Raw genomic sequence first — 26,887 nt, 5'->3', positions numbered from 1 at the left:
CCTGGCGCGATTTCCTTGAGGACGCCGAGAACGCACCGCATCTGGTCAAAGAGGCGTAACTGTCGGCATCTCTATGACTTTCGCGGCCGCGCCATATGTCACAAAAAATTGCCGCAGGATATGATGAACCAGGAACATACATCTCCCTGCCCTCAGAGCTCCTCCAGCGCGGCGAATAACTTCAGCCGCAACCTGCCCTCAGGCCTGCCCCCTTTCGGACCAACGACTATGAGTGTTCTTCCCGCAGCCGCCAGGTTTTGCCCGCAGCTGTGTGCTCGTCATCAGCGCATCCACCATCCCGGCCCCCACAGCCGCTCACAGACAATGGCGCGCCCTACTGCCCGCCTAGCGGGCTGCCTTCGACATCTCTGATTGCCAATGCGCCAGACGTTTGTCGGTGGCATTGGCGCCAACGCTGCTGTGCAGCCTCTCGCTGCTGTCCAGCCCGACCCGCCGCTTGCCGCGCAGCAGGAAAATCTTGCCCCAGCCGCGCCAGGTCCCGACGGAGGGCGCCGTCGGATCAACCGGAAACCGCATCCGCCAGTCGCGCGGCAACGGTAGGCCACAGTTTTCTGCCCGTTCCAGCATCCACACCAGCGAGACATTTGACAGCGGCCGCGCCGCTTCGAACCCGCCCAGCTGCCCGCCGACATCGCCATGGCTGCCGCGAAACCAGACCTGCTCAACCTTGCCGTCGTGACCATCCGGGCATTCCCAGAGAACCGGCTCAAACACCCGGCGGGTTTCGTCCAGCGCAAGCGCGTGAAAGCCGTTCTTCACATGTCGGCCCAGCTGATGGTTGTGAAATCCGTGTCGCCGCTCCGCCCAGCGCCATAGCAGCGGCAGGCGCAGACCCAGCGCCTTCACCGTATCCCAGACCCCCACCATTTCGATCTCCACATTTCGGTGGCAATACCGCTCGCTGAAGGTGGAGGCGACACAGGCTCCGGTCTGCGCCATCGCCTGCCCATGACCGGTCGCATCGGGTTCAGGGGCCGTCTCTGCGCCCGTCTCGGCCATGGGCGGCAGGCTGGTGGCGGTATGATCACGCATCCCGCTGGCCGAGGCCCCGCCGCATTGATAATGCCGGTAGGCGGTGCGGATATTGCGCACCGTGGCATGTTCGGCCTTCAGCAGCCCCACCTCGTCAATGACCCCCGCAAGGGAGCGCACCGCATAGGCCCCCCGCGAATAGCCCATCAGGTAGATCCGGTCGCCGGGACGATAGCGCGAGGCAAGATAGCCATAGGCTCGGCGGATCTGACGGTTGATGCCGCGCCCGATCATCACGTCCGTCGTCTTGCGCCAGCTCTGCCATTGCACACCGGCCTCATAGAACACCGAAACCTGCGGGCCGACCTCGCGGCACAGCCGGTAGACCATGCCCGCATGGGTCTCATGTCCGGGTTCCAGCGTCGACATGGTGCCATCCAGGATGATCACATGCGCTTGCGGCCCACGCAGCTTGGTCTCGGCGGAATGCTCGGAGCGCAAAGGCCGCCCAAGCCATCCCAGGATCCTCTTACTCAGCTGCGTCAGCGACATTCCTCAATGCTTCCCATAGTCTAAGTGGTGTAAACGGCATCTCTATCTGCTGAACGCCGCGCTCCCGGACCGCGTCCTGCACCGCATTGGCAACCGCCGCCAGCGCCCCCACGGTTCCGGCCTCGCCGCAACCTTTCATACCCATCGGGTTCTGGGTCGACGGCACCGGCGCAAAGCCTACCTCAATCATCGGCACATCGGCGGCACGCGGCAAGGCATAGTCCATAAACGATGCTGTGAGCAGCTGCCCGTCGGCATCGTAGACGACACGCTCCAGAATCGCCTGCCCCAGCCCCTGCACCACCCCGCCATGAACCTGACCTTCAGCCAGCAACGGGTTGATGAGATTGCCAAAGTCATCAACCACCGTGTAGCGATCAACATGGCTCAGCCCGGTTTCCGGGTCGATCACGATCTCGGCAACATGGGCTCCGTTTGGAAACGAACGCCCCGGCAGTTTGGCCCGTGCCGCGTGACGCAGCAACTCGTGGCGGCCTTGCGCACGGGCCATCTCTGCGGCCTCCACCAGGCTTGGCCGCTGGTTGCTGCCCGGGGCAGTGAACCGTTCCCCGTCAAAGGTGACGGAGCCATGGGCGACGCCCAGTTCCTCCTCAAGGAAGGGGGTAAAGGCGGCGATCATCACATCGACGGCTGCAAGCGTGGCATTGGCCTGGGTGGTCACCGAACGTGATCCGCCGGTGCCGCCGCCCTGGGCAATCCTGTCGCTGTCGCCCTGCACCACGGTGATATCAGCGGCAGGGATTCCGGTCTGATCCGCAAGAAACTGCGCATAGACCGTTTCATGGCCCTGCCCGTTGCTCTGCGTTCCGACATAGATGCTCACCCGACCCTCCGCTTCAAAGGCGACCTCCGCGCTTTCAGAAGGATCGCCCAAAATACTTTCGATATAGTAACACAGCCCAACGCCCCGTAAATTTCCGCGTTCCGCATCAGCGGCCTTGCGCCCAGCGAATCCCGCCAGATCTGCCGCCTCTTCGGTGCGCGCCAGCAGCTGGTGGAAATCGCCGACGTCATAGGTCTCATCCGTTGCGGTCTGGTAGGGAAACTGGTCGGCGCGGATGAAATTGCGTCGCCGCAGCTCCCATGGGTCGACGCCCAGCGCGTGAGCGGCGTGATCCATCACCCGCTCCAGCACATAGATCGCCTCCGGCCGACCGGCCCCGCGATAGGCATCGACCTGAGCGGTATTGGTATAGATCCCCTCAACCCGCAGCCGGGTGGCGCGGATGTCATAGACCCCGGCCAGCACCCGGCTGAACAGCTGCGTCTGCACCGGCTGGCCGAAATGTGAATTATAGGCGCCAAGGTTGCAGTGACTGTGGACCCGGTAGCCGGTAATGCGCAGATCCGCATCAAAGGCCAGCTCCGCCAGAGAGGTCAGATCGCGTCCGGCATTATCACTCAGCATCGCCTCGGTACGGTCCGAGATCCACAGAACCGGCCGACCCAGCAACCGCGCGGCATGGGCAACCGCGAAATACTCTGGGTACGGCATCGCCTTCATGCCAAAGCCGCCACCAACATCCGGTGTGGTGACATGCACCGCCTCGGGCGCCAGTCCCAGCTTATCGCTGAGCTGCTTTTTCATCGCCCAGACGCCCTGACCGCCATAGGTGAACTGCAACCGGCCATCGGCCCAGCGCGCAAAACAGCCGCGCGGCTCCATCGTGTTGACAATGATCCGGTTGTCTTCGACCTGTAGCGCCACCCGGTGGGCGGCAGCGGCGAATGCGGCGTCCGTCGCGGCCTCATCGCCCATGCCCCAGTCAAAGGCCCGGTTGTCAGGCGCCTCCGGGTGCAGCTGCTCGCCCCCGGCGACCAGATCCAGTTTCGCCGGCAGATCGTCGATATCAAGCTCGATCATCTCACCTGCGTCACGCGCCTGATCCAGCGTCTCGGCAATCACCACCGCAATCGGCTCACCGACAAATCGAACCCGCTCGCGCGCCAGCATTGGCCGTTCGGGCGCAGCTGCCTTGCTGCCATCGCGGTTGGTCACCACGGCACCGTCCATGCCCACGATCAGTCCAGCTGCCTCAAGATCAGCCAACGCCAGCACCGCCGCGACGCCGTCGGCCTCGCGCGCCATGTCGAGATCCAGATGGGTGATGGTGCCATGGGCGACAGGGCTGCGCAGCACCCAGGCCCGCAGCGCCCCGGCTGGCGCGATATCTTCCAGATAGCGCCCCTGCCCGGTCAGAAACCGCACATCCTCGACCCGTCTCACGGGTTGGCTCTTGCCGAATTTATCCATCACTGCCCCTGACCTGCCTTGCGTGTCGGATCGCGTTTCAGCTGCAAAACGTCCACAGCGGCGCCGGGTCCGCCCCGCGCCGCCGTGTTGATCCTGTCAGAAGCGAGACTAGCCTCAGGGGCGCGCTTGTCCAGACAGCTCGATCACTGTCGCCACGTCCGACAGCCCATAACCGTTGAACTGCGTGCTCATGGCCGAGGAATAGGCACCAAGCCCCGGAAACAGCACATAGTCACCGATCCGGGTGTCGCTTGGCAGCGGCAGCCCATCCGGCAGCCGGTCCAGGCTGTCACAGGTCGGCCCGAAGACCACCCGCGGCTGGCAGTCCGCCACCCGGCGGGTGCCATCGGCGGCCACCACCTCGACCCGGCCCGGCAGGCCCATGTCGCGGATATCGACCAGCCCGCCATAGATCCCGTCGTTCAGGAACACCACCGCGCCCTGCTTGCGCATCCCCTTGACGCGCGCCGCCAGGGTAAAGCTTTCAGAGACCATCGCGCGCCCCGGCTCGCAGATCAGCTGCGGCCTCTCCGCACCAAAAGCCTCATCGGCGGCAGCTGAAATCGCCGCAAAAACCTTTTCCAGGTCCGGCGCCACCCCGTCACGGTTGGCAGCAAACCCCCCGCCGACATTGAGCCGGGCAATGCGGACACCGGCGGCATCCACGATCCGTTTGGCGGCATGAACATATTCGACCCAGGCGCTCTCATCCTCGCATTGGGTACCGGGGTGAAAACACAAGGCCGGGGTCCAGCCCTCAGCTGCCACCCGTTTCAGCAGCTCAATCGCCAGCTCGGGTTCGGCCCCGAATTTGCTGCCGAAATCATAGGCGGCACCGGCCACCGGCAGCGCAAAGCGCACGGCGATTTCGCAGGTCTTGGGCACCTCGGCCAGCTTGTCCAGCTCGCTGGCCTCATCCACAGACCAGCTGGCAACGCCATGGGCGATCCCTGCGGCGATCTCCACCTCCGACCGCACCGGGTTGTTGTAATGCATCACCGCATCGGGGCTTGCCGCGCGCACCGCATCCATTTCCGCAGGCGACGCCACATCAAAACCGGTGATCCCCGCCGCCACCAGATTGGACAGCACAGCAGGATGCGGGTTGGCCTTCACCGCATAGGTCACCAGCCCCGGAAAGCCTTTTTGAAAGCGGTTGGCCACATCATGCAGCACCCGCGGCGAGAAATAGAGGATCGGATGATCCGGGGTGCTGCGCGCCAGATGAGTTTCAGGGGAAAGCCAGAGGGGTGGGATCTGCTGCATGGGGAACGGCCCTAATTGGAATATTCGGTGGTGTTTTTATCAGTTTCCGCCGAAACCCCGTCGATTTCGCTCGTCACATTGACTATAGTGACGAAAATCACCGTCATATCGCAGGTCAAACATGCAAACCGACGAAACCGACCAACATCTGCTGACGCTCCTGCGCGAGAACGCCCGCCGCCCTGTGGCGGATCTGGCCCGGCGTCTGGGGCTGGCGCGCACGACGGTGCAGGCACGGATCGAGCGGCTGGAGACCTCAGGCGTGATCAGCGGCTACACGCTGCGCACCTCGTCGCAGGCGCGTCCGCCGCTTCAGGCGACGGTGCTGATCTCGATTGAACCCCGCTCCGGCCCCGAGGTGCTGGCCCGGCTGCGCGGCTTACCCGGCGTCGAGGTGGTCCATACCACCTCGGGGCGCTTTGACCTTCTGGCACAGGTGGTGGCGCAGACCACGGCGGAGCTGGACGAAACCATTGACCGCATCGGCGAGGCACGCGGCGTGCGCTCTTCCGAAAGCCTGATCCATCTCGCAACCAAACTGGACCGCACCGGCCAATAGTGTTCCCACGCGCCGCAACGCGTGCCAAAGCCTCCCACCACATCCAAACCCTGGAAAACGTGAAAAGTCGTGCGCCCGGCCGCCCCTGCGGTATCCGCATCAAGGGCGCCCGGGCGGCTTGAAACCATAGACATCGGCAATCAGGATCCGAGGGAGATCCCTGTGGACAAAGGCGGCTTGGAACTCCACCTCGGTGACCCGGGCGCGACATCACTCACTGTCATCTGCATCCCGATATCCCCACCACCAACCGTGCCGGATTAAGCTTAAAACGCCGTTATCACCGCGATCGTTCCAAATTAATTTTGGTTTTTCAAAAATCATCCGCCAACACCGCCCCGCCAGCACCGCCGCCTCCTATCGAGCCTTTCCCTTTCCCCCGCCATTCGCTATGGGATGAGCCGATTAGATGGATACGCAGGCAGGACATTCCGATGGCGATGGACAAGACATTTAACGCAGCCGAAGCCGAAACCCGGCTTTCCGAGGCCTGGGAAAAGGCAGGCTGTTTCCGCGCAGGTGCAAACGCCAAGCGCAGCGAAACCTACAGCGTCATGATCCCGCCCCCGAATGTCACGGGCGTCCTGCACATGGGCCATGCCTTCAACAACACGCTTCAGGACATCCTGATCCGCTGGAAACGGATGCAGGGGTATGACACGCTCTGGCAGCCCGGCACCGACCACGCGGGCATCGCCACCCAGATGGTGGTCGAGCGCATGCTGGCCCAGACCCAGCAGCCCTCCCGCGGAGAACTGGGCCGCGAGAAGTTCCTGGAAAAGATCTGGGAATGGAAAGAACAATCCGGCGGCACCATCATCAACCAGCTGAAGCGCCTTGGCGCTTCCTGTGACTATGACCGCACCGCCTTCACCATGGCCGGCGCTGCGGGCGACACCCGTACGGGCCATGAGAATTCGCCCAATTTCCACGATGCGGTGATCAAGGTCTTTGTTGAGATGTACAACAAGGGGCTGATCTACCGTGGCAAGCGGCTGGTGAACTGGGACCCGCATTTTGAGACCGCGATCTCCGACCTTGAGGTGGAGAATATCGAGGTTGCGGGCCACATGTGGCACTTCAAATATCCGCTCGCCGGTGGGGCCACCTATACCTATGTGGAGAAGGACGAGGACGGCGATGTCATCCTCGAGGAAGAGCGCGACTATATCTCCATCGCCACCACCCGTCCCGAAACCATGCTGGGCGACGGCGCGGTGGCTGTGCATCCTTCGGATGAACGCTACGCGCCTATTGTGGGCAAGCTGTGCGAAATCCCGGTCGGCCCCAAGGAGCACCGCCGCCTGATCCCGATCATCACTGATGAATACCCGGACAAGGATTTCGGCTCTGGTGCCGTAAAGATCACCGGCGCGCATGATTTCAACGACTATCAGGTCGCCAAACGCGGCGGCATTCCGATGTATAACCTGATGGATACCAAGGCGAATATGCGCAGCGACGGCGCGCCCTATGCCGAGGAAGCCGCCAAAGCACAGGCCATCGCCAATGGCGAGGCAGAGTTCACCGAAGCCAGCATCGCCGCGATGAACATGGTGCCGGAAGAATACCGTGGCCTGGACCGTTTCGAGGCACGCGAGGAAATTGTTCGGCAAATCACTGCAGATGGATTGGCAGTGATGACCACTGCCGACGACCCAAATACAGGCACACCTTCTATGGCAATGGAAGGCCGCCGGAAGCGTAAAGACCTTGGTGTATGGCAAGGTCCGCAAGACGAAATCTATGTTTGCGAGAACGCTGAAAAAGCTCTTGCGCAAGCCCAGGATAGGTATCCTAGGCATGACATTCGCCTTACTGATGACGAAGATTCAGATGATGAAGGCTTCTACGACCCTCAAACTCGGCGTGACATAATTTTTCTGCGTCGCGCATTTCCGAAAGTCGAGAACAAGCCGATCATGCAGCCCTTTGGCGACCGCTCCAAAGTGGTCATTGAACCGATGCTGACCGACCAGTGGTTCGTGGACGCCGCCAAAATCGTCGGGCCGGCGCTGGACGCGGTGAAAGACGGCACCGTGAAGATCCTGCCGGAAAGCGGCGAGAAGACCTATTACCACTGGCTGGAAAACATCGAGCCCTGGTGCATCTCGCGCCAGCTGTGGTGGGGTCATCAGATCCCGGTTTGGTTCGCGGTTGCCGTTGACGGCGACGCCGAGGAAGACCTCGAAGAGATGTTTTGTGCGGCGACAGAGGAAGAAGCCCTACAAGCTGCCTACCAGAAGCTGGGTTTCAAAAAACTCATCGTCACAGAAGCAATGAAGGACTCGGGTAAGCCTGTTGATTTAGGCTCAATTGGTGCAGGCCTTTCCGCGCAGGCTGACCTTTCCTCTGCTCCACACATCATTCTCCGACGCGACCCCGACGTGCTCGACACCTGGTTCTCCTCCGGCCTCTGGCCGATTGGCACGCTGGGCTGGCCCGAGTGGACCGAAGAGACGAAGAAGTACTTCCCGACCTCGACCCTCGTCACCGGTCAGGATATTCTGTTCTTCTGGGTTGCGCGGATGATGATGATGCAGCTGGCGGTTCTGGATCAGGATCTGCCGGTCGAACAGCGCATCCCGTTTGACACCGTCTACCTCCACGGCCTCGTCCGCGATGCCAAGGGCAAGAAGATGTCGAAATCCACCGGCAACGTGGTCGACCCGCTGGAGATCATCGACGAATACGGCGCCGACGCGCTGCGTTTTACCAATGCGGCGATGGCCAGCCTCGGCGGTGTGCTGAAGCTCGACATGCAGCGCATTGCGGGCTACCGCAACTTTGGCACCAAACTGTGGAATGCGGTGAACTTCGCCCATTTCAACAATGTCTATGACGCCGACACCCCTGCCTATGACATCCCCGATGCCAAGGCCGCCGTGAACCAGTGGATCATCGGCGAAACCGCCAAGGTCCGGGTCGAGGTGGACGCCGCCCTTGAGGCCTTCCGCTTCAACGACGCCGCCCTCGGCCTCTACGCCTTTGTCTGGGGCAAGGTCTGCGATTGGTACATCGAACTCAGCAAACCGCTGTTCGGCTCCGAGGATGAGGCGGTGATCGCCGAAACCCGGCAGACGCTGGGCTGGGTGCTGGATCAGTGCATGATCCTCCTGCATCCGATCATGCCCTTCATCACCGAGGAACTGTGGGGCAATACCGCCAAGCGGTCAAACATGCTGGTGCATGAAGACTGGCCGACCTATGGCACCGAGCTGTTGAACGCCGATGCGGACGCCGAAATGAACTGGGTGATCACCGCGATCGAGAACATCCGCTCCACCCGCGCGCAGATGCACGTCCCGGCGGGCGCCAAGATCCCGATGGTGGTGACCGAATTCTCCGATCAGGCGCGCAGCGCCTGGGAGAAGAACGAGGCGATGATCCAGAAACTGGCCCGCATCACCACGCTGGAACAGGTCGACACCTTCCCCAAGGGCTGCGCAAGCGTCGCTGCCCCCGGTGCCTCCTTCGGCCTGCCGCTGGCGGATGTCATCGACGTGGACGCCGAAAAGGCGCGTCTGGAGAAAACCCTGGGCAAGCTGGCCAAGGAGCTGGGCGGCCTGCGCGGACGTCTCAACAACCCCAAATTCGCGGCCTCCGCCCCCGAAGAGGTGGTCGCCGAGGCCCGCGAAAACCTGAACCTGCGCGAGGAAGAAGAAGCCAAGGTGAAGGAAGCGCTCGCGCGCCTCGCCGAAATCGGCTGATCACAACAAACTGCGGGGCAAGCCATTGGTATTCCTACCGGCTTGCCCCGGTACGATCTCCAAAGATGAGATCCAGCGCTGCGGCAGCAACCGCCCGCGATCAGGTCATATGCCCTGCATAAACGGCGCGATCTGCCGCCCCGATTTGCACTCCTGGCTGAGCCATCCCGTCAAATCGTCCCCATAAGGGGAAAAACCACACAACGCGGTCATTGCCTTTGCTCCGGTTCTGTATCAGCCTGTGCCAACAGCTTGATATCCGCGCCAGAAAGGACCCCCCATGCCCAAAGGATACTGGGTCGCCCATGTCGACGTTGATGATATGGACCGCTACAAGGATTATGTCGCAGCCAATGCCACCGCCTTTGCCGAATATGGTGCGAAATTCCTGATCCGCGGTGGTGCCAAGGAAGTGCGCGAAGGCCAGACGCGCGCGCGCACCGTGGTCATCGAGTTCAAGGATTTCGCCACCGCCAAGGCCTGTTATGATTCTGTCGCCTACCAGCAGGCCAAGGCGCTGCGCGATCCGGTCGCAACCGGCGACATGGAAATCATCGAAGGCTACGGCGACTAGGACCCGCTTGGCCCTGGACGCACTCAACAGTAGAGTAATGCCATGCTGAAGAAACTGTTTCAGGTCTTTCGACCGCAAAAGACCCCCGCCCAGCCGGACCCGGATGCCGAGCTGGCGCTGGGTGCGCTTCTGGTGCGTGTGGCGCAATCGGATCGCGACTACCAGCTGGAAGAAATCAGCCTGATCGACCGCATTCTGGCGCGCCTATACCAGCACGATGCGATCGAGGCGGCAAAGGTCCGTGCCGCCTGCGAAAAACTCCATGCCGCCGCGCCGGAAACCGACACATTCGGGCGTCTGATCCGCGAAACCACCGGGCTTGAGGAACGGCTCGCGGCGCTGGATGCGCTCTGGGAGGTGGTGCTGGCCGATGGTCACGAACACCCCGGCGAGATGAAAATCGTCGAGGACGCGCGCAAGGCGATGGGTCTGTCAAGGGCCGACAGCGACACTGCCCGCGCCCGCGCGCAGGGCAAATTGCTCGCCCCGGAGCCAGCCATTGCCGCAGCCCAGCGACCGCTGGCTGTGGGCACGGCCGAGGACACCCCGCCGCCGCCCATTCCAGACAGGGAACCGCAACCATGATCAAGGAACTGCTGGGACGGCTTCTGGCGCCCGCGCCCGAACCGCTGGATGACCGCGACGCCCGACTGGCGCTCTGCGCGCTGCTGGTGCGGATTGCGCGCTCCGATCACAATTACTCCGATGACGAACGGGACCGGATCGACCGGATCCTGCGCGCTCGTTACCACCTCGACATGGGCGGTGCGATCCTGCTGCGCGAACAGGCCGAGGCGCTGGAGGCCGAGGCCCCCGACACCGTCCGCTTCACCCGCGCGATCAAGGACGCGGTACCCTATGAAAACCGCATGGCCGTGGTCGAGGCGCTGTGGCAGGTGGTGCTGGCCGATGGCAAACGCGACGACGCCGAGGATGCGCTCCTGCGGCTTTCCGCCAGCCTGCTCGGGGTCAGCGATATGGACAGCGCCCGCGCCCGCCAACGCGCCGAGGCCAGCTCATGATTGCCAGCCTGGCGATGTATGACCGCCCGGAAACCGCCGCAGCGCTTGATGCCCTGTGGCAGGCGATCCGCAGCGCTCTGGCCGATGCCTCAATCGAGGCCCCCGAAACCCTGAGCCGAGGCGGCGACCTCTGGTCGATCTGGTCCGATTCGACACTGCTGCTGGCGCAGACCTGTGGCCTGCCCTACCGCACGCGGCTCTATGAACAGGTCAATCTGGTCACCACGCTGGACCACGGCGTCGCGGATTGTCCGCCGGGCTATTACACCAGCGTCTTTGTCGCCCATCGCGACCGATCCGGCGCGGATCTTCGGACCATCGCGGGCGGCAGCTTTGCCTATAACGAAGCGCTCTCGCAATCGGGCTGGGCCGCACCGATGATGCACCTGCGCGACCTCTCGCTGCTGCCCGGCAGCCTGTTCCAATCCGGCAGCCATCGCGCATCCGCCCGCGCCGTCGCCGACGGGACCGCAGATTTCGCGGCACTTGATGCCGTCAGCTGGGCGCTGATGCAGGAGCATGACGACTGGGCGACGGAGCTTGTGGAAATCGCCCGCACCAAACCGACGCCGGGCCTGCCGCTGATCACCGCCCGGACCCGCGATCCGGTTCCGCTGCGCGCCGCCGTGGCCCAGGCTGTCGCCGAGCTGGACGAGACCCACCGTCAGATATTGCACCTGAAGGGCGTCAGCGATATTGCCCCCGGCGCCTATCTGGCGGTCCCGACACCGCTCGGGCCGGTGCTGACGGAACAATCCATCCGCCAGCAGGCCGCAGTCTGACCCCTTGGTTCCCGCCCTCAGGGCCCGCGCTGCGCCGGCCCGGAGGGGGCGCGAGGGTCCGACAACCACGCCGCGAGCAGTCGAAGGGCCACAAACTCGCCCATCGATTACAGGCAGATCTCGCATCTGCCACAGCCTCCACATGTATGAGTACAATTTGATCAGATTACCCGCCAAAATGATAAATTCCGCACCGGCCTTATCGGTTTGCACGTTGCATCCGCTCTTTTTTTCGGTCCAATAAGGACGAATTCAACGACAATTGAACGAGAGACACCTTGACCGACACAACACCAGTTCTGGAAATCCGCGGCCTGCACAAGTCATATGGCGAGCTGGAAGTGATCAAAGGTGTTGATATCACCGCCCACCGGGGCGATGTGGTCTCTCTCATTGGATCGTCCGGTTCGGGCAAATCCACCCTGCTGCGCTGCTGCAACCTCCTGGAGGACAGCCAGGAGGGTGACATCCTCTTCAAAGGCGAACCGATCCGCTGGTCAGGACGCGGTCTTGCGCGGCGTCCCGCGGACCCGAAACAGGTGCTGCGCATCCGCACCAACCTGTCCATGGTGTTCCAGCAGTTCAATCTCTGGGCGCATATGACCATTCTGCAAAACGTCATGGAGGCGCCGCTGACCGTGCTCGGTCGCGACCGTGCCGAGGTCGAGGAGGCCGCGCGCAAATACCTCACCAAGGTGGGGATCGGCGACAAATGCGATGCCTATCCGGCGCAGCTCTCCGGCGGACAGCAGCAGCGCGCCGCCATTGCGCGCGCACTCTGCATGGAACCCGAGGCGCTGCTGTTTGACGAACCGACCTCTGCTCTTGATCCCGAACTGGAACAGGAAGTGGTCAGGGTGATCAAGGATCTCGCCGCCGAAGGCCGCACCATGATCATCGTGACCCATGACATGAACATGGCCGCAGATGTGTCCAGCCATATCGTCTTTCTGCACAAGGGCCTCATCGAAGAAGAAGGCTGCCCGGACGAACTCTTTGGCAACACCCGCTCCGAACGCCTGAGGGGCTTTCTTGCCTCCACGCGACACGGTAAATAATCATCATAACAACCAAACCAAACGGGAGTAACCTCATGAAATCTCTTATCCTCAGCACCGCTGCGCTGGCTCTTACGGCCGGTATCGCAATGGCCGACACCGTGCGTCTGGGCACCGAGGGCGCCTACCCTCCGTACAACTTCCTGAACGACGACGGTCAGGTTGACGGTTTTGAGCGTGAGCTGGGCGACGAGCTGTGCAAGCGCGCCGAACTGGACTGCGAATGGGTCACCAATGACTGGGATTCGATCATCCCGAACCTGCTGTCGGGCAACTACGACACCATCATTGCCGGCATGTCGATCACCGAAGAGCGCAAGGAAGTTGTGAACTTCACCACCGGCTACACCCGCCCGTCGCCCTCCGCCTATGCGGCGATGTCGGCTGATGTCGATGTGAACAGCGCCGTTGTGGCAGCACAGGCCTCCACCATTCAGGCCGCCCATGTCGCCTCCACCGGCGCCACCCTGGTCGAATTCCCCACCCCGGATGAAACCGTCGCTGCGGTGAAAGCTGGCGAAGTCGACGCGGTCATGGCCGACAAGGACTTCCTGATCCCGATCGTCGACGAAACCGAGCTGTCCTTCGTAGCTGAGGACGTGCTGCTGGGCGGTGGCATCGGCATGGCGTTCCGCAAATCCGATGATGAGCTGCGCGGCAAGTTCGACGCTGCCATCGAATCGATGAAGGCAGACGGCTCGCTGAACGCCCTGCTGGAAAAATGGGAAATCGAAGGCCGGTTCTGAGCCCTCGCATCATCCTGATATCAAGGAAGGGGGGCGGCATGCCCCCCTTCGCCCTTGACCGGTCCCGCTCCGCTGTGGCGCCCTGACCGGTCCCTGTCCGAACGAGGCCCGCCATCTTCTCCTTTTGCACCGATCCGGCCAGCCTGGAGGGTTTCCAGTGGCTGAGCTGTTATCTCACCACCGGCAAGCATTTTGCCTTCTACGCCTCCTTCGGGACGGTTCTGCTGCTGCTGGCTGTCACCGCGCCCGCGGCGCTGGCCTTCGGCTTTGGCGGCGCCATGGCTGCCCGCGCGCAATTCGCGCCGCTCTCCTGGCTGGGCAAGGCCTATATCGCCATTGTGCGCGGCGTGCCGGATATTGCCTTTTTCCTGTTCTTCGTCATCGCTCTGGATCAGGGCATCGAATATCTGCGCCATCAGGTGAAATGCCCCGACTGGGACGCGCCGGTGCGCCAGGGCAATGACTTTGTTGTCTGCGACATCGCCAAGATGCCGCTTAGCACCTCCGAACAGTGGATCCATGAGGTCTATGGCTTCACCCTTGCGGTGGTCACCTTCGCTATCGTCTTCGGCGCCTTTGCCGCCAATGTGCTCTATGGCGCCATGCGCGCTGTGCCCCGCGCCCAGATCGAAACCGCCGAAGCCTATGGCATGAGCCACCGACAGGCCTTCTGGCGCATTCTGGTGCCGCAGATGTGGACCTATGCGCTGCCCGGTCTGTCGAACCTGTGGATGGTCCTGATCAAGGCGACGCCGCTGCTGTTCCTGCTGGGGGTTGAGGATATCGTCTATTGGGCACGTGAACTCGGCGGCTCCAAGACGGCCCGCTTCACCGACTACCCCCATGGCGACTGGCGCATGTGGTATTTCCTCGGCCTTCTGGTCTTCTACCTCGCGTTCACCAAACTCTCCGAACTGGTGCTGGACCGGATCCGCGACCGGCTCTCCCACGGTCAGGCCACGCTGGCCGGCGAAGCGCAAAGGAAAGCGTCATGAGCTGTATCCAGACACTGCAAGATTACGGCCTGCGCGCCCTCGGCATCGGCGAACGCATGTTGCCGCGCAGCGATTTCACCCTCTGCGACCAGTTTGTGCTGATCGGTTCGGGGATGCTGTGGAACATCTATTTCGGGGCGATCGCCGTCATCATCGGGTTTGTCATCGCCAATGGCGTGGCACTGGCCAAGAATTCCACCTCCACGCCGCTGCGCAAAGCTGCGGAATGGTTCATCTTCATCTTCCGTGGCTCGCCGCTGTTCATCCAGTTCTTCTTTGCCTACTTCCTGTTCCTGCAACTGAAATCGGTGTCCTCCATCTTTGACCCGCTGTCGGCGGCCTGGCTCGGGGCGCTGATCGTGCTGATCCTCAACACCGCCGCCTATTCCGCCGAAATCTTCTACGGCGCGCTGCGGTCGATCCCAAAGGGCGATATCGAGGCGGCAGATGCCTATGGCCTCTCCGGCTGGACCCGGTTTCGTCGAATCATGTGGCCAACGATGATGCGGCTGGCCTGGCCCTCCTACACCAACGAAGCGATCTTTCTCTTCCACGCCACCACGCTGGTGTTCTTCTCCGGCTTTCCGGCATGGCAACAGCGCGGCGATGCGCTCTACTACGCCAGCTATTTCGCGGACAAGACCTTCAACCCCTTCGTGCCCTACCCGATCCTGGCCTTCTATTTCATCCTGCTGACGCTGGCGGTGATCACCCTCTTTGGCGCGATCAATACCCGTCTGAACGCACATCTGCCGCAGGACCGGCGGAAAAAAATTCGCTTGCGTCCTAATCTGATCCGGTAGTATCCATTATTTGATCAAATTTAGAACCTGAGTTTCTGGCCGCAGAATCCTGCGAGTTCATGGACAAATTCTAGGTTATACTGAGTTATGATCAAAAATTGGACCAGGGGTGATAAACTGCCCCGGCCCTGCTGCGCCCCATCCGGGGGCGCTGGCGGCCGGTGGTGCCCTCGAAACCGTCAGGTGATTAAATGAAGAACTGGCTCAGGAAAAACCCGCATGTGCGCACCATCCGCGTTGCGGCGGCGGACATCAACGGTCAGGCCCGGGGCAAGCGCGTCCCTGCCCGCTTTGCCGACAAGGCGGTCGAGGAAGGCACCCGGTTCCCGCTGTCGGTCCTGAACCTCGACATCTGGGGCGAGGATATCGACGACAGCCCGCTGGTGTTTGAAAGCGGCGATGCCGACGGCGTGCTGAAGCCAACCGAACGTGGCTTTGTGCCGATGCCCTGGCTCGACGCGCCTTCGGCGCTGCTGCCAATCTGGATGTACCGCGAAGACGGGCGCGCCTATGAGGGCGATCCGCGCCATGCGCTGCGCGCCGTGGTGGACCGCTACAAGGCACTGGGGCTGACCCCGGTGGTCGCGGTGGAGCTGGAGTTCTTCCTGATCGACGACAGCGGCAAAAAACTGCAGGTGCCGACCTCTCCCCGCTCCGGCAAGCGCCGCAAGGCAGCAGAGACCATGTCGATCCGGGCACTGGACCAGTTCGACACCTTCTTCACCGATCTCTACGACGCCTGCGAGGACATGGACATCCCCGCCGATACTGCGATTTCCGAGGCGGGTCTGGGCCAGTTCGAAATCAACCTGATGCACGGTCCCGACGCCCTGCGCGCCGCCGATGACGCCTGGCTGTTCAAGATGCTGGTCAAGGGTCTTGCCCGCCGCCACGGTTTTGCCGCCAGCTTCATGGCCAAACCCTATGACGATTACGCCGGCAACGGGTTGCATACCCATTTCTCTGTGCTGGATCAGGACGGCAACAACATCTTTGACGATGGCGGCCCCAAGGGCACCGATGCCATGCGCCACGCTGTCGGCGGCTGTCTGAAGGCCATGGGCGATTCCACCCTGGTGTTTGCGCCGCATGGCAACAGCTATGACCGGATGGTGCCGGGCGCCCATGCCCCCACCGGCATCTGCTGGGCCTATGAGAACCGCACCGCCGCCATCCGCGTGCCCTCGGGCAGCCCCAAGGCGCGCCGCATCGAGCACCGCTTTGCCGGCGGCGACGTGAACCCCTATCTGATGCTGACCGCCATCCTCGGCGCCGCGCTCTATGGGATCGAGAACAAGATCGACCCCAATGAGCCGATCACCGGCAACGCCTATGCGCTGGACCTGCCGCAGGTGCCCAATACCTGGCAAAGCGCCATCGACGCATTCGAGAGCTCCGAGATCATCCCGCAGTTCTTCTCCGCCGAGATGATCCGCAACATGGTGCTGACCAAACGCCAGGAGCTGCATTACATGGAAGAACTCACCCCGGAGGAACGGGTGGAGATCTACCTGGATACCGTCTGACGGCCTCTTGCCCGCCGTCCTGACGGCGGGCTATCGTCCCGTGCAGCGAACTCCTTTCTAACTGGTGACTTATGAAAATCGGCATTCTGCAAACCGGCCATGCGCCCGAAAACCTGATCGACAGCGCCGGCAACTATGACCAGATGTTCCGCACCCTGCTCGCCGACGGCGGGTTTGAATTCGACACCTATGCGGTGGTCGACAATGTCTTCCCCTCCGGCGCCGATGCGGCGGATGGCTGGCTGATCACGGGCTCCAGACATGGCGCCTATGAGGATCACGACTGGATCCCGCCGCTGGAGGATCTGATCCGCGAAATCCACGCCCGCAAGAAGCCTTTGGTCGGCATCTGCTTTGGCCATCAGATCATCGCTCAGGCGCTCGGCGGCAAGGTGGAGAAATTCGCAGGCGGCTGGGCCGTTGGCCCGGTGACGTATCAGATGGACGGCAAGCCCCTGCGGCTCAATGCCTGGCATCAGGATCAGGTCACCGCCCTGCCCGAAGGCGCCCGCGTGCTGGCGGGCAACGACCACTGCAAGAACGGCATCCTGGCCTATGGCGATCATATCTGGACCCTGCAACCGCACCCGGAATTCGCCAGCAGCTTTGTCGGCGGTCTGATCGACAGCCGCGGTCGCGGCGTGGTCCCCGATGAGATACTGGACGCTGCCAGCGCTGACCTGCATCACCCCGTCCAATCGGACGAAATCGCAACCTTCCTCAATGCCTTTTTCAAGAAAGAGAGGACCTGATGTCAGCCTGGCTCGACACTCTTCCCGAAGCAGCACAAGCCTATCTGGAGGGGCGTCGTCTCGACGAAGTCGAATGCGTTATCTCGGACCTGCCGGGCATCGCCCGAGGCAAGGCGGTGCCGGCATCCAAATTTGCCAAGCAGGATTATTTCCACCTGCCCGACAGCATTTTCTACCAGACCATCACCGGCGACTGGGCTGATGCTGCGGATGACGACGGCTGGATCGAAAAGGACATGACGCTGAAGCCGGACATATCCACCGCCACCGCCGCCCCCTGGACGGCGGACTGGACGCTGCAGGTGATCCACGACGCCTATGACCGGGACGGCGACCCGATCCCCTACAGCCCGCGCAACGTGCTGAAGCGGGTGGTTCAGCTGTACCACGATCAAGGCTGGGAGCCGATTGTGGCGCCGGAAATGGAATTCTTCCTGGTCGCGCGCAATCTGGACCCGGCGCATGAAATCAAGCCGATGATGGGCCGCTCCGGCCGTCCCGCCGCGGCACGGCAGGCCTATTCGATGACCGCGGTCGATGAATTCGGTCCCGTGATCGACGACATCTACGACTTTGCCGAAGCGCAGGGGTTCGAGATCGACGGCATCACCCAGGAAGGCGGCGCCGGCCAGCTGGAAATCAACCTGCGCCACGGCAACCCGGTGAAGCTCGCGGATGAGGTCTTCTACTTCAAGCGGCTGATCCGTGAGGCCGCCCTGCGCCACGACTGCTTTGCCACCTTCATGGCCAAGCCGATCGAGGATGAGCCGGGCTCTGCCATGCACATCCACCATTCGGTGATCGACATGGAGACCGGCGAGAACATCTTCTCAGGCCCGCAGGGCGGCGAGACGGATGCTTTCTTCCACTTTATCGCCGGGTTGCAGAACCACCTGCCCGCAGGCCTTGCGGTGATGGCACCCTATGTGAACTCCTACCGCCGCTACGTGAAGGACCACGCCGCGCCGATCAATCTGGAATGGGCGCGCGACAACCGCACCACCGGCATCCGCGTGCCGCTGTCCGGCCCCGAAGCGCGGCGGGTGGAGAACCGCATCGCCGGCATGGACTGCAACCCCTATCTGGGCATCGCTCTGTCGCTCGCCTGCGGATATCTGGGCCTGATGGAGGAAAAGCGCCCGCGCAAGCAGTTCAAGGGCAACGCCTATGACGGGGATGGCGACATTCCGCAGGTCATGGGCGAGGCGCTCGACCTGTTCGAAGAGGCCACCGCCCTGCATGAGGTGCTGGGACCCGAGTTCGCCCGCGTCTACTCGATCGTGAAACGCGCCGAATATGACGAATTCCTGCAGGTGATCTCCCCCTGGGAGCGCGAGCATCTGCTGATGAACGTCTAAAACTGTCGGCGCTGATCTCTCCGCCGAGGTCAGCGCCGGTGAGTATTTATGGAAAGATGACAGGCAGTTGCGCGTAACCGGACATGGGGCGGCGACTGCCGGGGACTGAGGTGTGCCATGGGGTTGAACCTGCTCTATTCCAACGACCGCAAAGGGACCTATCCCGATAGCTGGTATGCCGCAACGGCCACGCCGCTGGCGCCTTTTGCGCCGTTGACGGGCGACGCCCGCGCTGATGTCTGCGTTGTCGGCGGTGGCTACACCGGGCTGTCGGCGGCGCTGCATCTGGCCGAGGCCGGGCGTTCGGTGATCCTGCTGGAGGCCAACCGCGTCGGATTTGGTGCCTCCGGTCGCAACGGCGGCCAGCTTGGCAGCGGTCAGCGTATGGAACAGGACGGGCTGGAAAACCTGCTGGGCGCGGCGGATGCCGAAAAGCTCTGGCAGCTGGCAGAGGACGCCAAGGATCTGGTGAAATCGCTGATCACGCGCCACGATATCGACTGCCATCTGAAGCCCGGCATTGCCCATGCCTGTTTCTCAAAGGGCGAGGTCGACCACGAACACCGCTATGTGGAGCATCTGCAGAACCGCTATGGCTACCAGGAGATCACCGCCCTGGATCACGATGGTTTGCAGGCGATCTGCCCCTCGCCCGCCTATGTCGGCGGCTCACTCGATATGGGGGCGGCGCATCTGCACCCGTTGAAATACGCGCTTGGCCTCGCCCGTGCCGCTGCGGCAGCCGGTGTGCGGATCTGTGAGGGCAGCGAGGTTCTGAACATCGACGAGGGCAAGCAGATCCGGCTGCGCACCGCGGCGGGAGAGGTCGTTGCCGATCAGCTGGTGCTGGCCTGCAACGGCTATCTCGGCGGGCTCAACCGCCGCGTGGCGGCGCGGGTGATGCCGATCAACAATTTCATCGCCGCGACCGCGCCGCTTGGCGCCGAAACCGCGCGGGTACTGGCCCGCGATGTGGCGGTGGCCGACAGCAAATTTGTGGTGAACTATTTCCGGCTCAGCCATGACGGCCGCCTGCTGTTCGGCGGTGGTGAAAGCTATGGCTACCGCTTCCCCAGCGATATCGCCGCCACCGTGCGCAAGCCGATGGTCCAGATCTTTCCACATCTCCGCGATGTGAAGATCGACTACGCCTGGGGCGGCACCCTCGCGATCACCATGAAACGGATGCCCTATCTGGTGCGGCTGGCGCCCAATGTGCTCTCGGCCTCGGGGTATTCCGGCCATGGCGTCGGCACCGCCACCCATGCAGGCCAGTTGATGGCGCAGGCCATCGCCGGAGAGAGCGACGGCTTTGATACCATGGCCCGCGTACCCGCCCCCGCCTTTCCCGGCGGAACCGCCATGCGCAGCCCCCTGCTGGCGCTGGCGATGACCTGGTATGCGCTGCGCGACCGGATCGGCGTCTGATCCTGCGCGGCCCAGGCCACAGGGGATCACCCCCGCAGATCACGCCCGCTGCCAAAGCAACAGTTCTGTGAAATTTTCCGCCAAAACCTGCCGATCCCGCGGGCGAGGCTTGGCATTTTTGCGCCAAGCATTTATGTTTTTGGAAAGGTAGATTCAGGATTTTGAAATATGAGCCAGACATCCCCGTCGCAAGTCCCGAACGTCCATCAGGCAGAACCGATCCCGGAGGCCGCCCGCGCCGCCATTGACGCCCTGATGCAGTCTGGCGATCTGTTCCGCTACACCGCGCCGCAGGACGCGCCGGTTGCCCTGCTGGAAGAGGAATTTGCCCAGCTTCTTGGCAGCAAATACGCGCTGGCGGTCTCCTCCTGCTCTGCGGCGCTGTTCCTGTCGCTGAAGGCGCTGGACCTGCCCCGCGATGCCCGGGTGCTGATCCCCGGATTCACCTTTGCGGCCGTGCCCTCGTCGATTGTCCACGCCGATTGCGTGCCGGTCCTCTGCGAGGTGGGGGCCAACTACCGGATCGACATGGCCGATTTCGAGGCCAAGCTGGGGGATGTGCAGGCGGTGATCATCAGCCATATGCGCGGCCATACCTCCGATATGGATGCGATCATGGCGCTCTGCAGCGCGCGCGACATTCCGGTGATTGAGGATGCCGCCCATTCGCTGGGCACCACCTGGCATGGCCGCAATATCGGCACGCTGGGCGCCATCGGCTGCTTCTCGTTCCAGTCCTACAAGATGATCAACGCCGGCGAAGGCGGTATCCTGGTTACCGATGATGCCGATCTGGTCGCCCGCGCCGTGATCATGTCCGGCGCCTATGAGCACAACTGGAAAAAACACAAATCCGCCCCCGGCGACAACACCGGCGCGCTCGAGCAGGCCTTTGCCAAATGGCAGAACCAGCTGCCGCTTTATAACCTGCGGATGAGCAACCTGTCGGCCGCCGTGATCCGCCCGCAGCTGCCCGAACTGGCGCGCCGGGTGCGCGACGGGCTGAAGAACCACGACTATGTCGCAGATCAGCTCAACCGCTCGCCGCATATCGACGTGCCTGCCCCATTGCCGCCGGAACAGCGCGCGCCGGATTCGATCCAGTTCAACCTGGTCGATATGAGCAGCGAGGAGATCAACCGCTTTGCCGCCGCAGCCGAAGCGCGGGGCGTCAAGGTGCAGATCTTCGGCCTCTCCGAAGACAACGCCCGCGCTTTCTGGAACTGGCAATTCCTGCGCGATCTCCCCGAGCTGCCGCAGACCCGCGCCATGCTGATGCAGGCCTGCGATGTGCGCCTGCCGGTGCGCCTCAGCCGCGACGAACTCGATGTGATCGCCACTGTGCTGCTGTCTGCGATGGCCGACACCATGGGGGCCGCTGCCGCCTGACCCTGCGGGCGGCGAGGTTCATCGGACACCGGGGCGCGCAGGCTGAGGCGGCGCGCCTTTTTGCTGGCGGCTTAGGCCGCAAACCGGCGAATTCCCGACCGCAGCCCGCGCCGCCGCTGGACATTGCCCGCCACCCTTGCGAGGGTCTGGCAACGACCAGAAGGACAGCCCCATGAGCGCGCGCAAGATCATTATCGACACCGACCCCGGACAGGATGACGCTGTCGCCATTCTGCTGGCATTGGCCAGCCCAGAAGAGATTGATCTGCTTGGGATAACCTGTGTTGCGGGCAATGTGCCGCTGGCACTGACCCAGACCAATGCACGCCGCGTCTGCGAAGTGGCAGGCCGCCCGGACATGGCCGTGCACGCCGGTTGCGACGCGCCCTTGGCCCGGCCGCTGATCACCGCCGAACATGTGCATGGCAAGACCGGCCTCGATGGGCCGGACCTTTGGGATCCAACCATGCCGCTGGCTGCAACACATGCTGTCGATTTCATCATCGACAGCCTGCGCCGCGAAGCTCCTGGCACCGTTACGCTCTGCCCGCTGGGGCCGCTGACCAATATCGCCACCGCTTTTCAGAAAGCCCCCGACATCGTCGCCCGCGTACAGGAGATCGTGCTGATGGGCGGCGCCTATTTCGAGGTCGGCAACATCACCCCGGCGGCTGAATTCAACATCTACGTCGACCCGGAGGCCGCCGCCGTCGTGCTCAGCTCCGGCGTGCCGGTCACCATGATGCCGCTGGATGTCACCCACAAGGCGCTGGCCACTCGCCCCCGGATCGAGGCGATCCGTGCATTGGCCACCAAAGTGGGCGATTTCACCGCCGATATGCTTGATTTCTTTGAACGCTTTGATGTCGAAAAATACGGCTCCGAAGGCGGCCCGCTGCATGATCCCTGCGTCATTGCCTATCTGATCCGGCCTGAGCTGTTCTCGGGCCGCAAGATCAACGTGGTGGTCGAAACCACCTCCGAGCTGACCCTTGGCATGACTGTGGCCGATTGGTGGGGGGTCACCGACCGGCCTGCCAATGCGCTGTTCATTGGCGATCTGGACGCCGATGGTTTCTTTGACCTGATCACCAGCCGATTGGCCACCCTATGAGCGCCGCGCTGCACCTTGCAGGCCCCGAGGATCTGACCCGTGTTCTGGATCTCGTCGCGGCCTTTCACGGCGAGATGGGCATCGCCTCAGATGAGCCGCACCGCCGCGCCGCCATTGAGCCGCTGCTGAACGGGCTGCCCTATGGCGCCGTCTATCTGATCGGCCCGACCCGCGCACCGGTGGGCTACATCGTTGTCACCTTCAGCTGGTCGGTGGAGTTTGGCGGCATGGATGGTTCTATCGACGAGCTGTTCATCCGCCCGCCCGTGCGCGGGCGCGGCATTGCCACCGAAGTGCTGTTTTCCCTGCCCCGCACCCTGGCCGAAGCCGGCATCAAAGCGCTGCATCTGGACGTCGACAGAAACAATGCGCCTGCCCGCGGGCTCTATGCCCGAGCCCGGTTCGAGCCGCGCGACACACACATGCTGATGAGCCGCAAGCTCTAGCACCGGACCACCGCGCATGCCGCCCGCTTGCGGACGCGCCCGGGCGTTCCCGGACGCGCCGCCCCGGTTGCGCAGGCCGCCGCACAGCGATTGCCTGTGCGCGGATGGCACGCTGTCTGGCGCCAGTTTCGCGCCCCGTGAATTATTTTTCATGACACAGGGAACCAATCTGCACGTCTGGGGTTCTCTCTCTGAACCAGCGGCGCGGGGCACCGGCCAGCGCCAGCGCGATGGAACAGACCAATTGAACACACCGTGGAACGTGTGGGAGCGCGTCGCCAACCGATAGGCGGCGCAACGAAGACAGCGGCAGAAGCCGTGATGAACAGCCACCCACCGGGGTGGGCGCCGGGCGAACACCCGCGCGCGTAACACCGGATCCGTCACGCCTCATCACACCATGGGGCCATGGATCCGCACGACGGCGGCGGGCCTTTTGGCGGTCGACCAAACCGGGGTTCAGGGGTGGGCCCCAGCAGCTGAGCGGAGCCGTCCTGGGGTGTGGCGGCTCCGGTTGGCGCCAGTCGAAGCGGGCCGGAGACGGCGTATCGCCGGGACAAGCCACAAAGATGCAGGAGCGCTCCTGCACAGCCATCACAAGCGCATCAATGACAGGAAAGGAAATCTCATGAAATCCCATATCCTCGCCGGCCTCAGCGCCGCGACGCTGGCGCTCTCCGCCTGCACCGATCTGACCCCCGAACAGCGCACAGTGGCCGGTGTCGCCGGTGGTGCCGCAGCAGGTCTGATTGCCGCCGACGCGCTCAAGGCCGATGACGACTGGCGCCTGATTGCCGCCCTTGGCGGGGCCGCCGCCGGTACGCTTGTGGCGCAGAACAACCAGTCGCGCCAATGCGCCTATTCCCGCGGTGACGGCACCTATTACACAGCGGCCTGCCCGTAATTCCGGCGCAGAGCGCGGGCGAGACCTGCAGCGTTCGCATCACGCATCACGGATCGCGGATCCGACCCAACAGTCAAAGAAAGACCCTGAGAGCGGATCCGCTCTCAGGGTCTTTCCCTGTCGCCAACGGCTTGAAATTACGCCGCGCCCCCTCTGCGCCAAGTCCCTGACAAACTCAGGGCTGACAATGTCGATCCCCCTTTGGCAGCGCGCCTCAGAGCCCCCCGGCCACCATTGCGCCCTGTGTCATCGACATGCTGTGAACCGGATCAGCCACATTTGCGTCATGCCCTGTCAGCGGATAATGCCCGGGCCCCGCACAACCGGCCAGCAGGGCCACCGCAATGATGAACCCCAGCGGCAGCCAGCTTGCGGTTCCGGCCACCCTCACCGCAGGCTTCGGATAAACACTCTCCCGGGCTTTCAGATGTGCAGTCGCTCCCATGATCTTCCCCTTCCTCGGCCAGCGCCACCCCCGCAGCGCCTGCGACCAAGACTGCCATAGCCGCGATCACAGGTCTGTGAAGCAGGCCACAGAAGTGCGCCATCCGCACAGATTTCGATCTGAGAGGTTATCGGCGCAGATCCGGGGCCGTCCTCGCCCCGGCACCCAGGCCCGGCACCCAGGCCCGGCACTCAGACGCTCAGGACAGCCGACGCATCAGCTGCAGGTCGCAGGCAGTGGCATAGCCCATGGCGCGCTTGATCCCCGGCAGCATCGCCGCCCCGTTCATCGCAAAACTCAGCTCGATCAGCCCCGCCTCGCCATAGGCCGCGCGCACGGCCTCCCGCGCCTCAGGATCGTCACTGCGCGTGCCAGCCACCGCCCCCGCCAGACGCACAACCGCCTCCAGCTCAGGTTCCAGCGCGCTGCCTGTCAGGATCGACCTGATCAGCTCGGGCGACAGCCCGGCGGATTTCGCCAGGTTGATCTCCGCCTCGACACAGGACCCGCAATCCGCGCTCAGCGCCCCGGTCAGCCGCGCCGCATGATAGGCGGCGGCAGGCAGCTGACGGTTCGGATCCAGAAAACCAAACACCCGATTGTAGCGGGCCAGCAACCCCAGGTCCGTATCGGCAATGGCATGGGCATAATCGAGCGAGACGCCAATACGGCGTTCAGCCCGCCGGATCAGGAAATGGGCAACCTTCTTGAGCATGATAACCACACAACAACGGAACACAGGAACAAAAAGGCCGGAGCAACATGCCCCGGCCTCTGGTCTTACTTCAGGATCGAACGACCCGCGTATTCGGCGACTTCACCCAGCATTTCCTCGATACGGATCAGCTGGTTGTATTTCGCGAGCCGGTCAGAGCGCGCCAGCGAACCGGTCTTGATCTGGCCGCAGTTGGTGGCCACGGCGAGGTCGGCGATGGTGGCATCCTCGGTCTCGCCGGAGCGGTGCGACATCACATTGGTGTAGCGCGCACGATGGGCCATATCGACCGCCTTCAGGGTCTCGGTCAGGGTGCCGATCTGGTTCACTTTCACCAGCATGGAGTTGGCGCAGCCGCGCGCAATCCCATCGGCCAGACGGGCCGGGTTGGTCACGAACAGGTCGTCGCCGACCAGCTGCACCTTGTCGCCCAGCTCTTCGGTCAGCGCTTTCCAGCCGTCCCAGTCATCCTCACCCATGCCATCTTCGATGGAGATGATCGGATAATCCTTCACCAGTGCCGCCAGATAGGCCACGTTCTCTTCCGACGACAGGGTCTTGCCTTCGCCGGAGAGCACATATTTGCCATCCTTGTAGTATTCGGTCGCCGCGCAATCGAGCGCCAGATAGATTTCCTCGCCGGGCTTGTAGCCGGCCTTTTCAATCGACTTCAGCACAAAATCCAGCGCCTCGCGGGTAGAGGCGATATTTGGGGCAAAGCCGCCCTCGTCACCGATCCCGGTCGACAGACCCGCCGCCGACAGCTCTTTCTTCAGGGTATGGAACACTTCAGAGCCCATGCGCACGGCGTCGCGGATGTTGTCCGCAGCCACCGGCATGATCATGAATTCCTGAATGTCGATCGGGTTGTCGGCATGTTCGCCACCGTTGATGATGTTCATCATCGGAACCGGCAGAACCCGCGCCGAGGTGCCACCGATATAACGATACAGCGGCTGGGTGGTGAAGTCCGCCGCAGCCTTGGCCACCGCCATGGAGACACCCAGAATGGCATTGGCGCCCAGACGGCCCTTGTTCTCGGTGCCATCCAGCTCGATCATCGCCATGTCCACGGCGACCTGCTCGCAGGCGTCAAAGCCGACCAGCTCTTCGGCGATCTCGCCATTGACGGCGGCAACTGCTTCCAGCACGCCTTTGCCAAGGTAACGGGACTTGTCGCCGTCGCGCTTTTCCACCGCCTCATAGGCACCGGTTGACGCACCCGACGGCACCGCCGCGCGGCCCATTGTGCCGTCTTCCAGCATGACGTCGACTTCAACGGTCGGATTGCCCCGGCTGTCGAGAATTTCACGGGCGTGGATATCGATAATGGTGCTCATTATTCAGGTCCCTGATCTTGGCAAGTGATTGCGGCAATTGGTGCCTGCGTCATAGCATTCACAGGTCAAAAGTAAACCATGAGCGTTATCGCTAACGTCACTTATTTTACGGGGTTAGGGCTAACAGTTCGCTGT

The 26,887-nt window shown here is 62.9% G+C and carries 24 protein-coding genes; 18 read left to right on the top strand and 6 right to left on the bottom strand.

Features of this window, described 5'->3' with window-relative positions; genetic code table 11:
* Window positions 1-345: 345 nt before the first annotated feature.
* The 3 genes from VWY34_RS10070 to VWY34_RS10060 all read right to left on the bottom strand — a co-directional run bounded on the left by VWY34_RS10070 (window position 346) and on the right by VWY34_RS10060 (window position 5,086).
* Entirely contained in the window at window positions 346-1,545 is a 1,200-nt protein-coding gene (locus tag VWY34_RS10070) for a DUF2235 domain-containing protein (RefSeq protein ID WP_416544756.1), read from the bottom strand.
* The gene (locus tag VWY34_RS10065) at window positions 1,523-3,820 is read right to left on the bottom strand and encodes a xanthine dehydrogenase family protein molybdopterin-binding subunit (protein ID WP_416544755.1); all 2,298 of its coding nucleotides are present in this window, start codon (window positions 3,818-3,820) and stop codon (window positions 1,523-1,525) included. Before VWY34_RS10065 ends, VWY34_RS10070 begins: the two co-directional genes overlap by 23 nt.
* A gap of 114 nt (window positions 3,821-3,934) precedes the next feature.
* Window positions 3,935-5,086: a type III PLP-dependent enzyme gene (locus VWY34_RS10060; RefSeq protein ID WP_416536286.1), complete on the bottom strand. Its 1,152-nt coding sequence runs from the start codon at window positions 5,084-5,086 to the stop codon at window positions 3,935-3,937.
* 121 nt (window positions 5,087-5,207) lie between these two features.
* On the opposite strand from VWY34_RS10060, the gene VWY34_RS10055 reads away from it, so the two are divergent.
* The 18 genes from VWY34_RS10055 (at window position 5,208) to VWY34_RS09970 (ending at window position 24,252) form a co-directional block, all read left to right on the top strand.
* A complete protein-coding gene (locus VWY34_RS10055; RefSeq protein ID WP_340545227.1) occupies window positions 5,208-5,645 on the top strand; it encodes an Lrp/AsnC family transcriptional regulator in 438 nt (145 codons plus the stop codon).
* Window positions 5,646-6,079: 434 nt separating this feature from the next.
* Window positions 6,080-9,355 (top strand): valine--tRNA ligase, encoded by a 3,276-nt coding sequence (locus tag VWY34_RS10050; RefSeq protein WP_416544754.1) that lies wholly within the window; start codon window positions 6,080-6,082, stop codon window positions 9,353-9,355.
* 280 nt (window positions 9,356-9,635) lie between these two features.
* A complete protein-coding gene (locus tag VWY34_RS10045; RefSeq protein WP_340545225.1) occupies window positions 9,636-9,929 on the top strand; it encodes a DUF1330 domain-containing protein in 294 nt (97 codons plus the stop codon).
* 42 nt (window positions 9,930-9,971) lie between these two features.
* Window positions 9,972-10,514 carry a TerB family tellurite resistance protein gene (locus VWY34_RS10040; RefSeq protein ID WP_416558545.1) on the top strand — a complete coding sequence of 181 codons (543 nt, stop codon included), beginning with the start codon at window positions 9,972-9,974 and terminating at the stop codon, window positions 10,512-10,514.
* A complete protein-coding gene (locus VWY34_RS10035) occupies window positions 10,511-10,951 on the top strand; it encodes a TerB family tellurite resistance protein (RefSeq protein WP_416544753.1) in 441 nt (146 codons plus the stop codon). The genes VWY34_RS10040 and VWY34_RS10035 overlap by 4 nt, the downstream gene beginning before the upstream one ends.
* On the top strand, window positions 10,948-11,733 hold the full coding sequence (locus tag VWY34_RS10030) for a phosphate/phosphite/phosphonate ABC transporter substrate-binding protein (protein ID WP_416544752.1): 786 nt from the start codon (window positions 10,948-10,950) through the stop codon (window positions 11,731-11,733). The genes VWY34_RS10035 and VWY34_RS10030 overlap by 4 nt, the downstream gene beginning before the upstream one ends.
* Window positions 11,734-12,011: 278 nt before the next feature.
* Window positions 12,012-12,791: an ABC transporter ATP-binding protein gene (locus VWY34_RS10025; protein WP_340545221.1), complete on the top strand. Its 780-nt coding sequence runs from the start codon at window positions 12,012-12,014 to the stop codon at window positions 12,789-12,791.
* Window positions 12,792-12,826: 35 nt separating this feature from the next.
* Window positions 12,827-13,537, top strand: a complete 711-nt coding sequence (locus tag VWY34_RS10020; protein WP_340545220.1) for a transporter substrate-binding domain-containing protein — start codon at window positions 12,827-12,829, stop codon at window positions 13,535-13,537.
* A gap of 113 nt (window positions 13,538-13,650) precedes the next feature.
* Window positions 13,651-14,532: an ABC transporter permease gene (locus tag VWY34_RS10015; protein WP_416542900.1), complete on the top strand. Its 882-nt coding sequence runs from the start codon at window positions 13,651-13,653 to the stop codon at window positions 14,530-14,532.
* Entirely contained in the window at window positions 14,529-15,335 is an 807-nt protein-coding gene (locus VWY34_RS10010; protein WP_340545219.1) for an ABC transporter permease, read from the top strand. The genes VWY34_RS10015 and VWY34_RS10010 overlap by 4 nt, the downstream gene beginning before the upstream one ends.
* 191 nt (window positions 15,336-15,526) lie before the next feature.
* Window positions 15,527-16,861, top strand: coding sequence for a glutamine synthetase family protein (locus VWY34_RS10005; protein WP_340545218.1), 1,335 nt, complete (start codon window positions 15,527-15,529; stop codon window positions 16,859-16,861).
* Window positions 16,862-16,932: 71 nt separating this feature from the next.
* On the top strand, window positions 16,933-17,613 hold the full coding sequence (locus tag VWY34_RS10000) for a type 1 glutamine amidotransferase (RefSeq protein ID WP_416537342.1): 681 nt from the start codon (window positions 16,933-16,935) through the stop codon (window positions 17,611-17,613).
* Entirely contained in the window at window positions 17,613-18,971 is a 1,359-nt protein-coding gene (locus VWY34_RS09995; RefSeq protein ID WP_340545216.1) for a glutamine synthetase family protein, read from the top strand. Before VWY34_RS10000 ends, VWY34_RS09995 begins: the two co-directional genes overlap by 1 nt.
* A 117-nt stretch (window positions 18,972-19,088) precedes the next feature.
* Window positions 19,089-20,399: an NAD(P)/FAD-dependent oxidoreductase gene (locus VWY34_RS09990; protein ID WP_416542887.1), complete on the top strand. Its 1,311-nt coding sequence runs from the start codon at window positions 19,089-19,091 to the stop codon at window positions 20,397-20,399.
* Between the two features lie 168 nt (window positions 20,400-20,567).
* On the top strand, window positions 20,568-21,788 hold the full coding sequence (locus VWY34_RS09985; RefSeq protein WP_416536291.1) for a DegT/DnrJ/EryC1/StrS family aminotransferase: 1,221 nt from the start codon (window positions 20,568-20,570) through the stop codon (window positions 21,786-21,788).
* Between the two features lie 172 nt (window positions 21,789-21,960).
* On the top strand, window positions 21,961-22,902 hold the full coding sequence (locus VWY34_RS09980) for a nucleoside hydrolase (protein ID WP_416548938.1): 942 nt from the start codon (window positions 21,961-21,963) through the stop codon (window positions 22,900-22,902).
* The gene (locus tag VWY34_RS09975) at window positions 22,899-23,348 is read left to right on the top strand and encodes a GNAT family N-acetyltransferase (RefSeq protein ID WP_340545212.1); all 450 of its coding nucleotides are present in this window, start codon (window positions 22,899-22,901) and stop codon (window positions 23,346-23,348) included. The genes VWY34_RS09980 and VWY34_RS09975 overlap by 4 nt, the downstream gene beginning before the upstream one ends.
* Before the next feature lie 628 nt (window positions 23,349-23,976).
* Window positions 23,977-24,252: a glycine zipper 2TM domain-containing protein gene (locus tag VWY34_RS09970; RefSeq protein ID WP_340545211.1), complete on the top strand. Its 276-nt coding sequence runs from the start codon at window positions 23,977-23,979 to the stop codon at window positions 24,250-24,252.
* A 214-nt stretch (window positions 24,253-24,466) separates the two neighbouring features.
* Here VWY34_RS09970 and VWY34_RS09965 read toward each other — a convergent pair whose 3' ends face one another.
* From VWY34_RS09965 to eno, 3 genes are all read right to left on the bottom strand, one after another.
* On the bottom strand, window positions 24,467-24,697 hold the full coding sequence (locus VWY34_RS09965) for a hypothetical protein (protein WP_416536293.1): 231 nt from the start codon (window positions 24,695-24,697) through the stop codon (window positions 24,467-24,469).
* A gap of 199 nt (window positions 24,698-24,896) precedes the next feature.
* Window positions 24,897-25,412 (bottom strand): hypothetical protein, encoded by a 516-nt coding sequence (locus VWY34_RS09960; protein WP_340545209.1) that lies wholly within the window; start codon window positions 25,410-25,412, stop codon window positions 24,897-24,899.
* Window positions 25,413-25,477: 65 nt separating this feature from the next.
* Window positions 25,478-26,752: a phosphopyruvate hydratase gene (eno, locus tag VWY34_RS09955; protein WP_260105794.1), complete on the bottom strand. Its 1,275-nt coding sequence runs from the start codon at window positions 26,750-26,752 to the stop codon at window positions 25,478-25,480.
* Between the last annotated feature and the right edge of the window lie 135 nt (window positions 26,753-26,887).

The sequence above is a fragment of the Phaeobacter sp. JH20_02 genome, assembly GCF_048056915.1.
Taxonomy (GTDB): Bacteria; Pseudomonadota; Alphaproteobacteria; order Rhodobacterales; family Rhodobacteraceae; genus Phaeobacter; species Phaeobacter bryozoorum.
This window is presented reverse-complemented; position numbering and strand designations above follow the sequence as displayed.

What these genes read in the sequence shown, in the direction of transcription:
- VWY34_RS10070 (WP_416544756.1), bottom strand. Translation starts at nt 1,545, where the DNA reads ATGTCGCTGACGCAGCTGAGTAAGAGGATCCTGGGATGGCTTGGGCGG.
- VWY34_RS10065 (WP_416544755.1), bottom strand. Translation starts at nt 3,820, where the DNA reads ATGGATAAATTCGGCAAGAGCCAACCCGTGAGACGGGTCGAGGATGTG.
- VWY34_RS10060 (WP_416536286.1), bottom strand. Translation starts at nt 5,086, where the DNA reads ATGCAGCAGATCCCACCCCTCTGGCTTTCCCCTGAAACTCATCTGGCG.
- VWY34_RS10055 (WP_340545227.1), top strand. Translation starts at nt 5,208, where the DNA reads ATGCAAACCGACGAAACCGACCAACATCTGCTGACGCTCCTGCGCGAG.
- VWY34_RS10050 (WP_416544754.1), top strand. Translation starts at nt 6,080, where the DNA reads ATGGCGATGGACAAGACATTTAACGCAGCCGAAGCCGAAACCCGGCTT.
- VWY34_RS10045 (WP_340545225.1), top strand. Translation starts at nt 9,636, where the DNA reads ATGCCCAAAGGATACTGGGTCGCCCATGTCGACGTTGATGATATGGAC.
- VWY34_RS10040 (WP_416558545.1), top strand. Translation starts at nt 9,972, where the DNA reads ATGCTGAAGAAACTGTTTCAGGTCTTTCGACCGCAAAAGACCCCCGCC.
- VWY34_RS10035 (WP_416544753.1), top strand. Translation starts at nt 10,511, where the DNA reads ATGATCAAGGAACTGCTGGGACGGCTTCTGGCGCCCGCGCCCGAACCG.
- VWY34_RS10030 (WP_416544752.1), top strand. Translation starts at nt 10,948, where the DNA reads ATGATTGCCAGCCTGGCGATGTATGACCGCCCGGAAACCGCCGCAGCG.
- VWY34_RS10020 (WP_340545220.1), top strand. Translation starts at nt 12,827, where the DNA reads ATGAAATCTCTTATCCTCAGCACCGCTGCGCTGGCTCTTACGGCCGGT.
- VWY34_RS10010 (WP_340545219.1), top strand. Translation starts at nt 14,529, where the DNA reads ATGAGCTGTATCCAGACACTGCAAGATTACGGCCTGCGCGCCCTCGGC.
- VWY34_RS10005 (WP_340545218.1), top strand. Translation starts at nt 15,527, where the DNA reads ATGAAGAACTGGCTCAGGAAAAACCCGCATGTGCGCACCATCCGCGTT.
- VWY34_RS10000 (WP_416537342.1), top strand. Translation starts at nt 16,933, where the DNA reads ATGAAAATCGGCATTCTGCAAACCGGCCATGCGCCCGAAAACCTGATC.
- VWY34_RS09995 (WP_340545216.1), top strand. Translation starts at nt 17,613, where the DNA reads ATGTCAGCCTGGCTCGACACTCTTCCCGAAGCAGCACAAGCCTATCTG.
- VWY34_RS09990 (WP_416542887.1), top strand. Translation starts at nt 19,089, where the DNA reads ATGGGGTTGAACCTGCTCTATTCCAACGACCGCAAAGGGACCTATCCC.
- VWY34_RS09985 (WP_416536291.1), top strand. Translation starts at nt 20,568, where the DNA reads ATGAGCCAGACATCCCCGTCGCAAGTCCCGAACGTCCATCAGGCAGAA.
- VWY34_RS09980 (WP_416548938.1), top strand. Translation starts at nt 21,961, where the DNA reads ATGAGCGCGCGCAAGATCATTATCGACACCGACCCCGGACAGGATGAC.
- VWY34_RS09975 (WP_340545212.1), top strand. Translation starts at nt 22,899, where the DNA reads ATGAGCGCCGCGCTGCACCTTGCAGGCCCCGAGGATCTGACCCGTGTT.
- VWY34_RS09970 (WP_340545211.1), top strand. Translation starts at nt 23,977, where the DNA reads ATGAAATCCCATATCCTCGCCGGCCTCAGCGCCGCGACGCTGGCGCTC.
- VWY34_RS09965 (WP_416536293.1), bottom strand. Translation starts at nt 24,697, where the DNA reads ATGGGAGCGACTGCACATCTGAAAGCCCGGGAGAGTGTTTATCCGAAG.
- VWY34_RS09960 (WP_340545209.1), bottom strand. Translation starts at nt 25,412, where the DNA reads ATGCTCAAGAAGGTTGCCCATTTCCTGATCCGGCGGGCTGAACGCCGT.
- eno (WP_260105794.1), bottom strand. Translation starts at nt 26,752, where the DNA reads ATGAGCACCATTATCGATATCCACGCCCGTGAAATTCTCGACAGCCGG.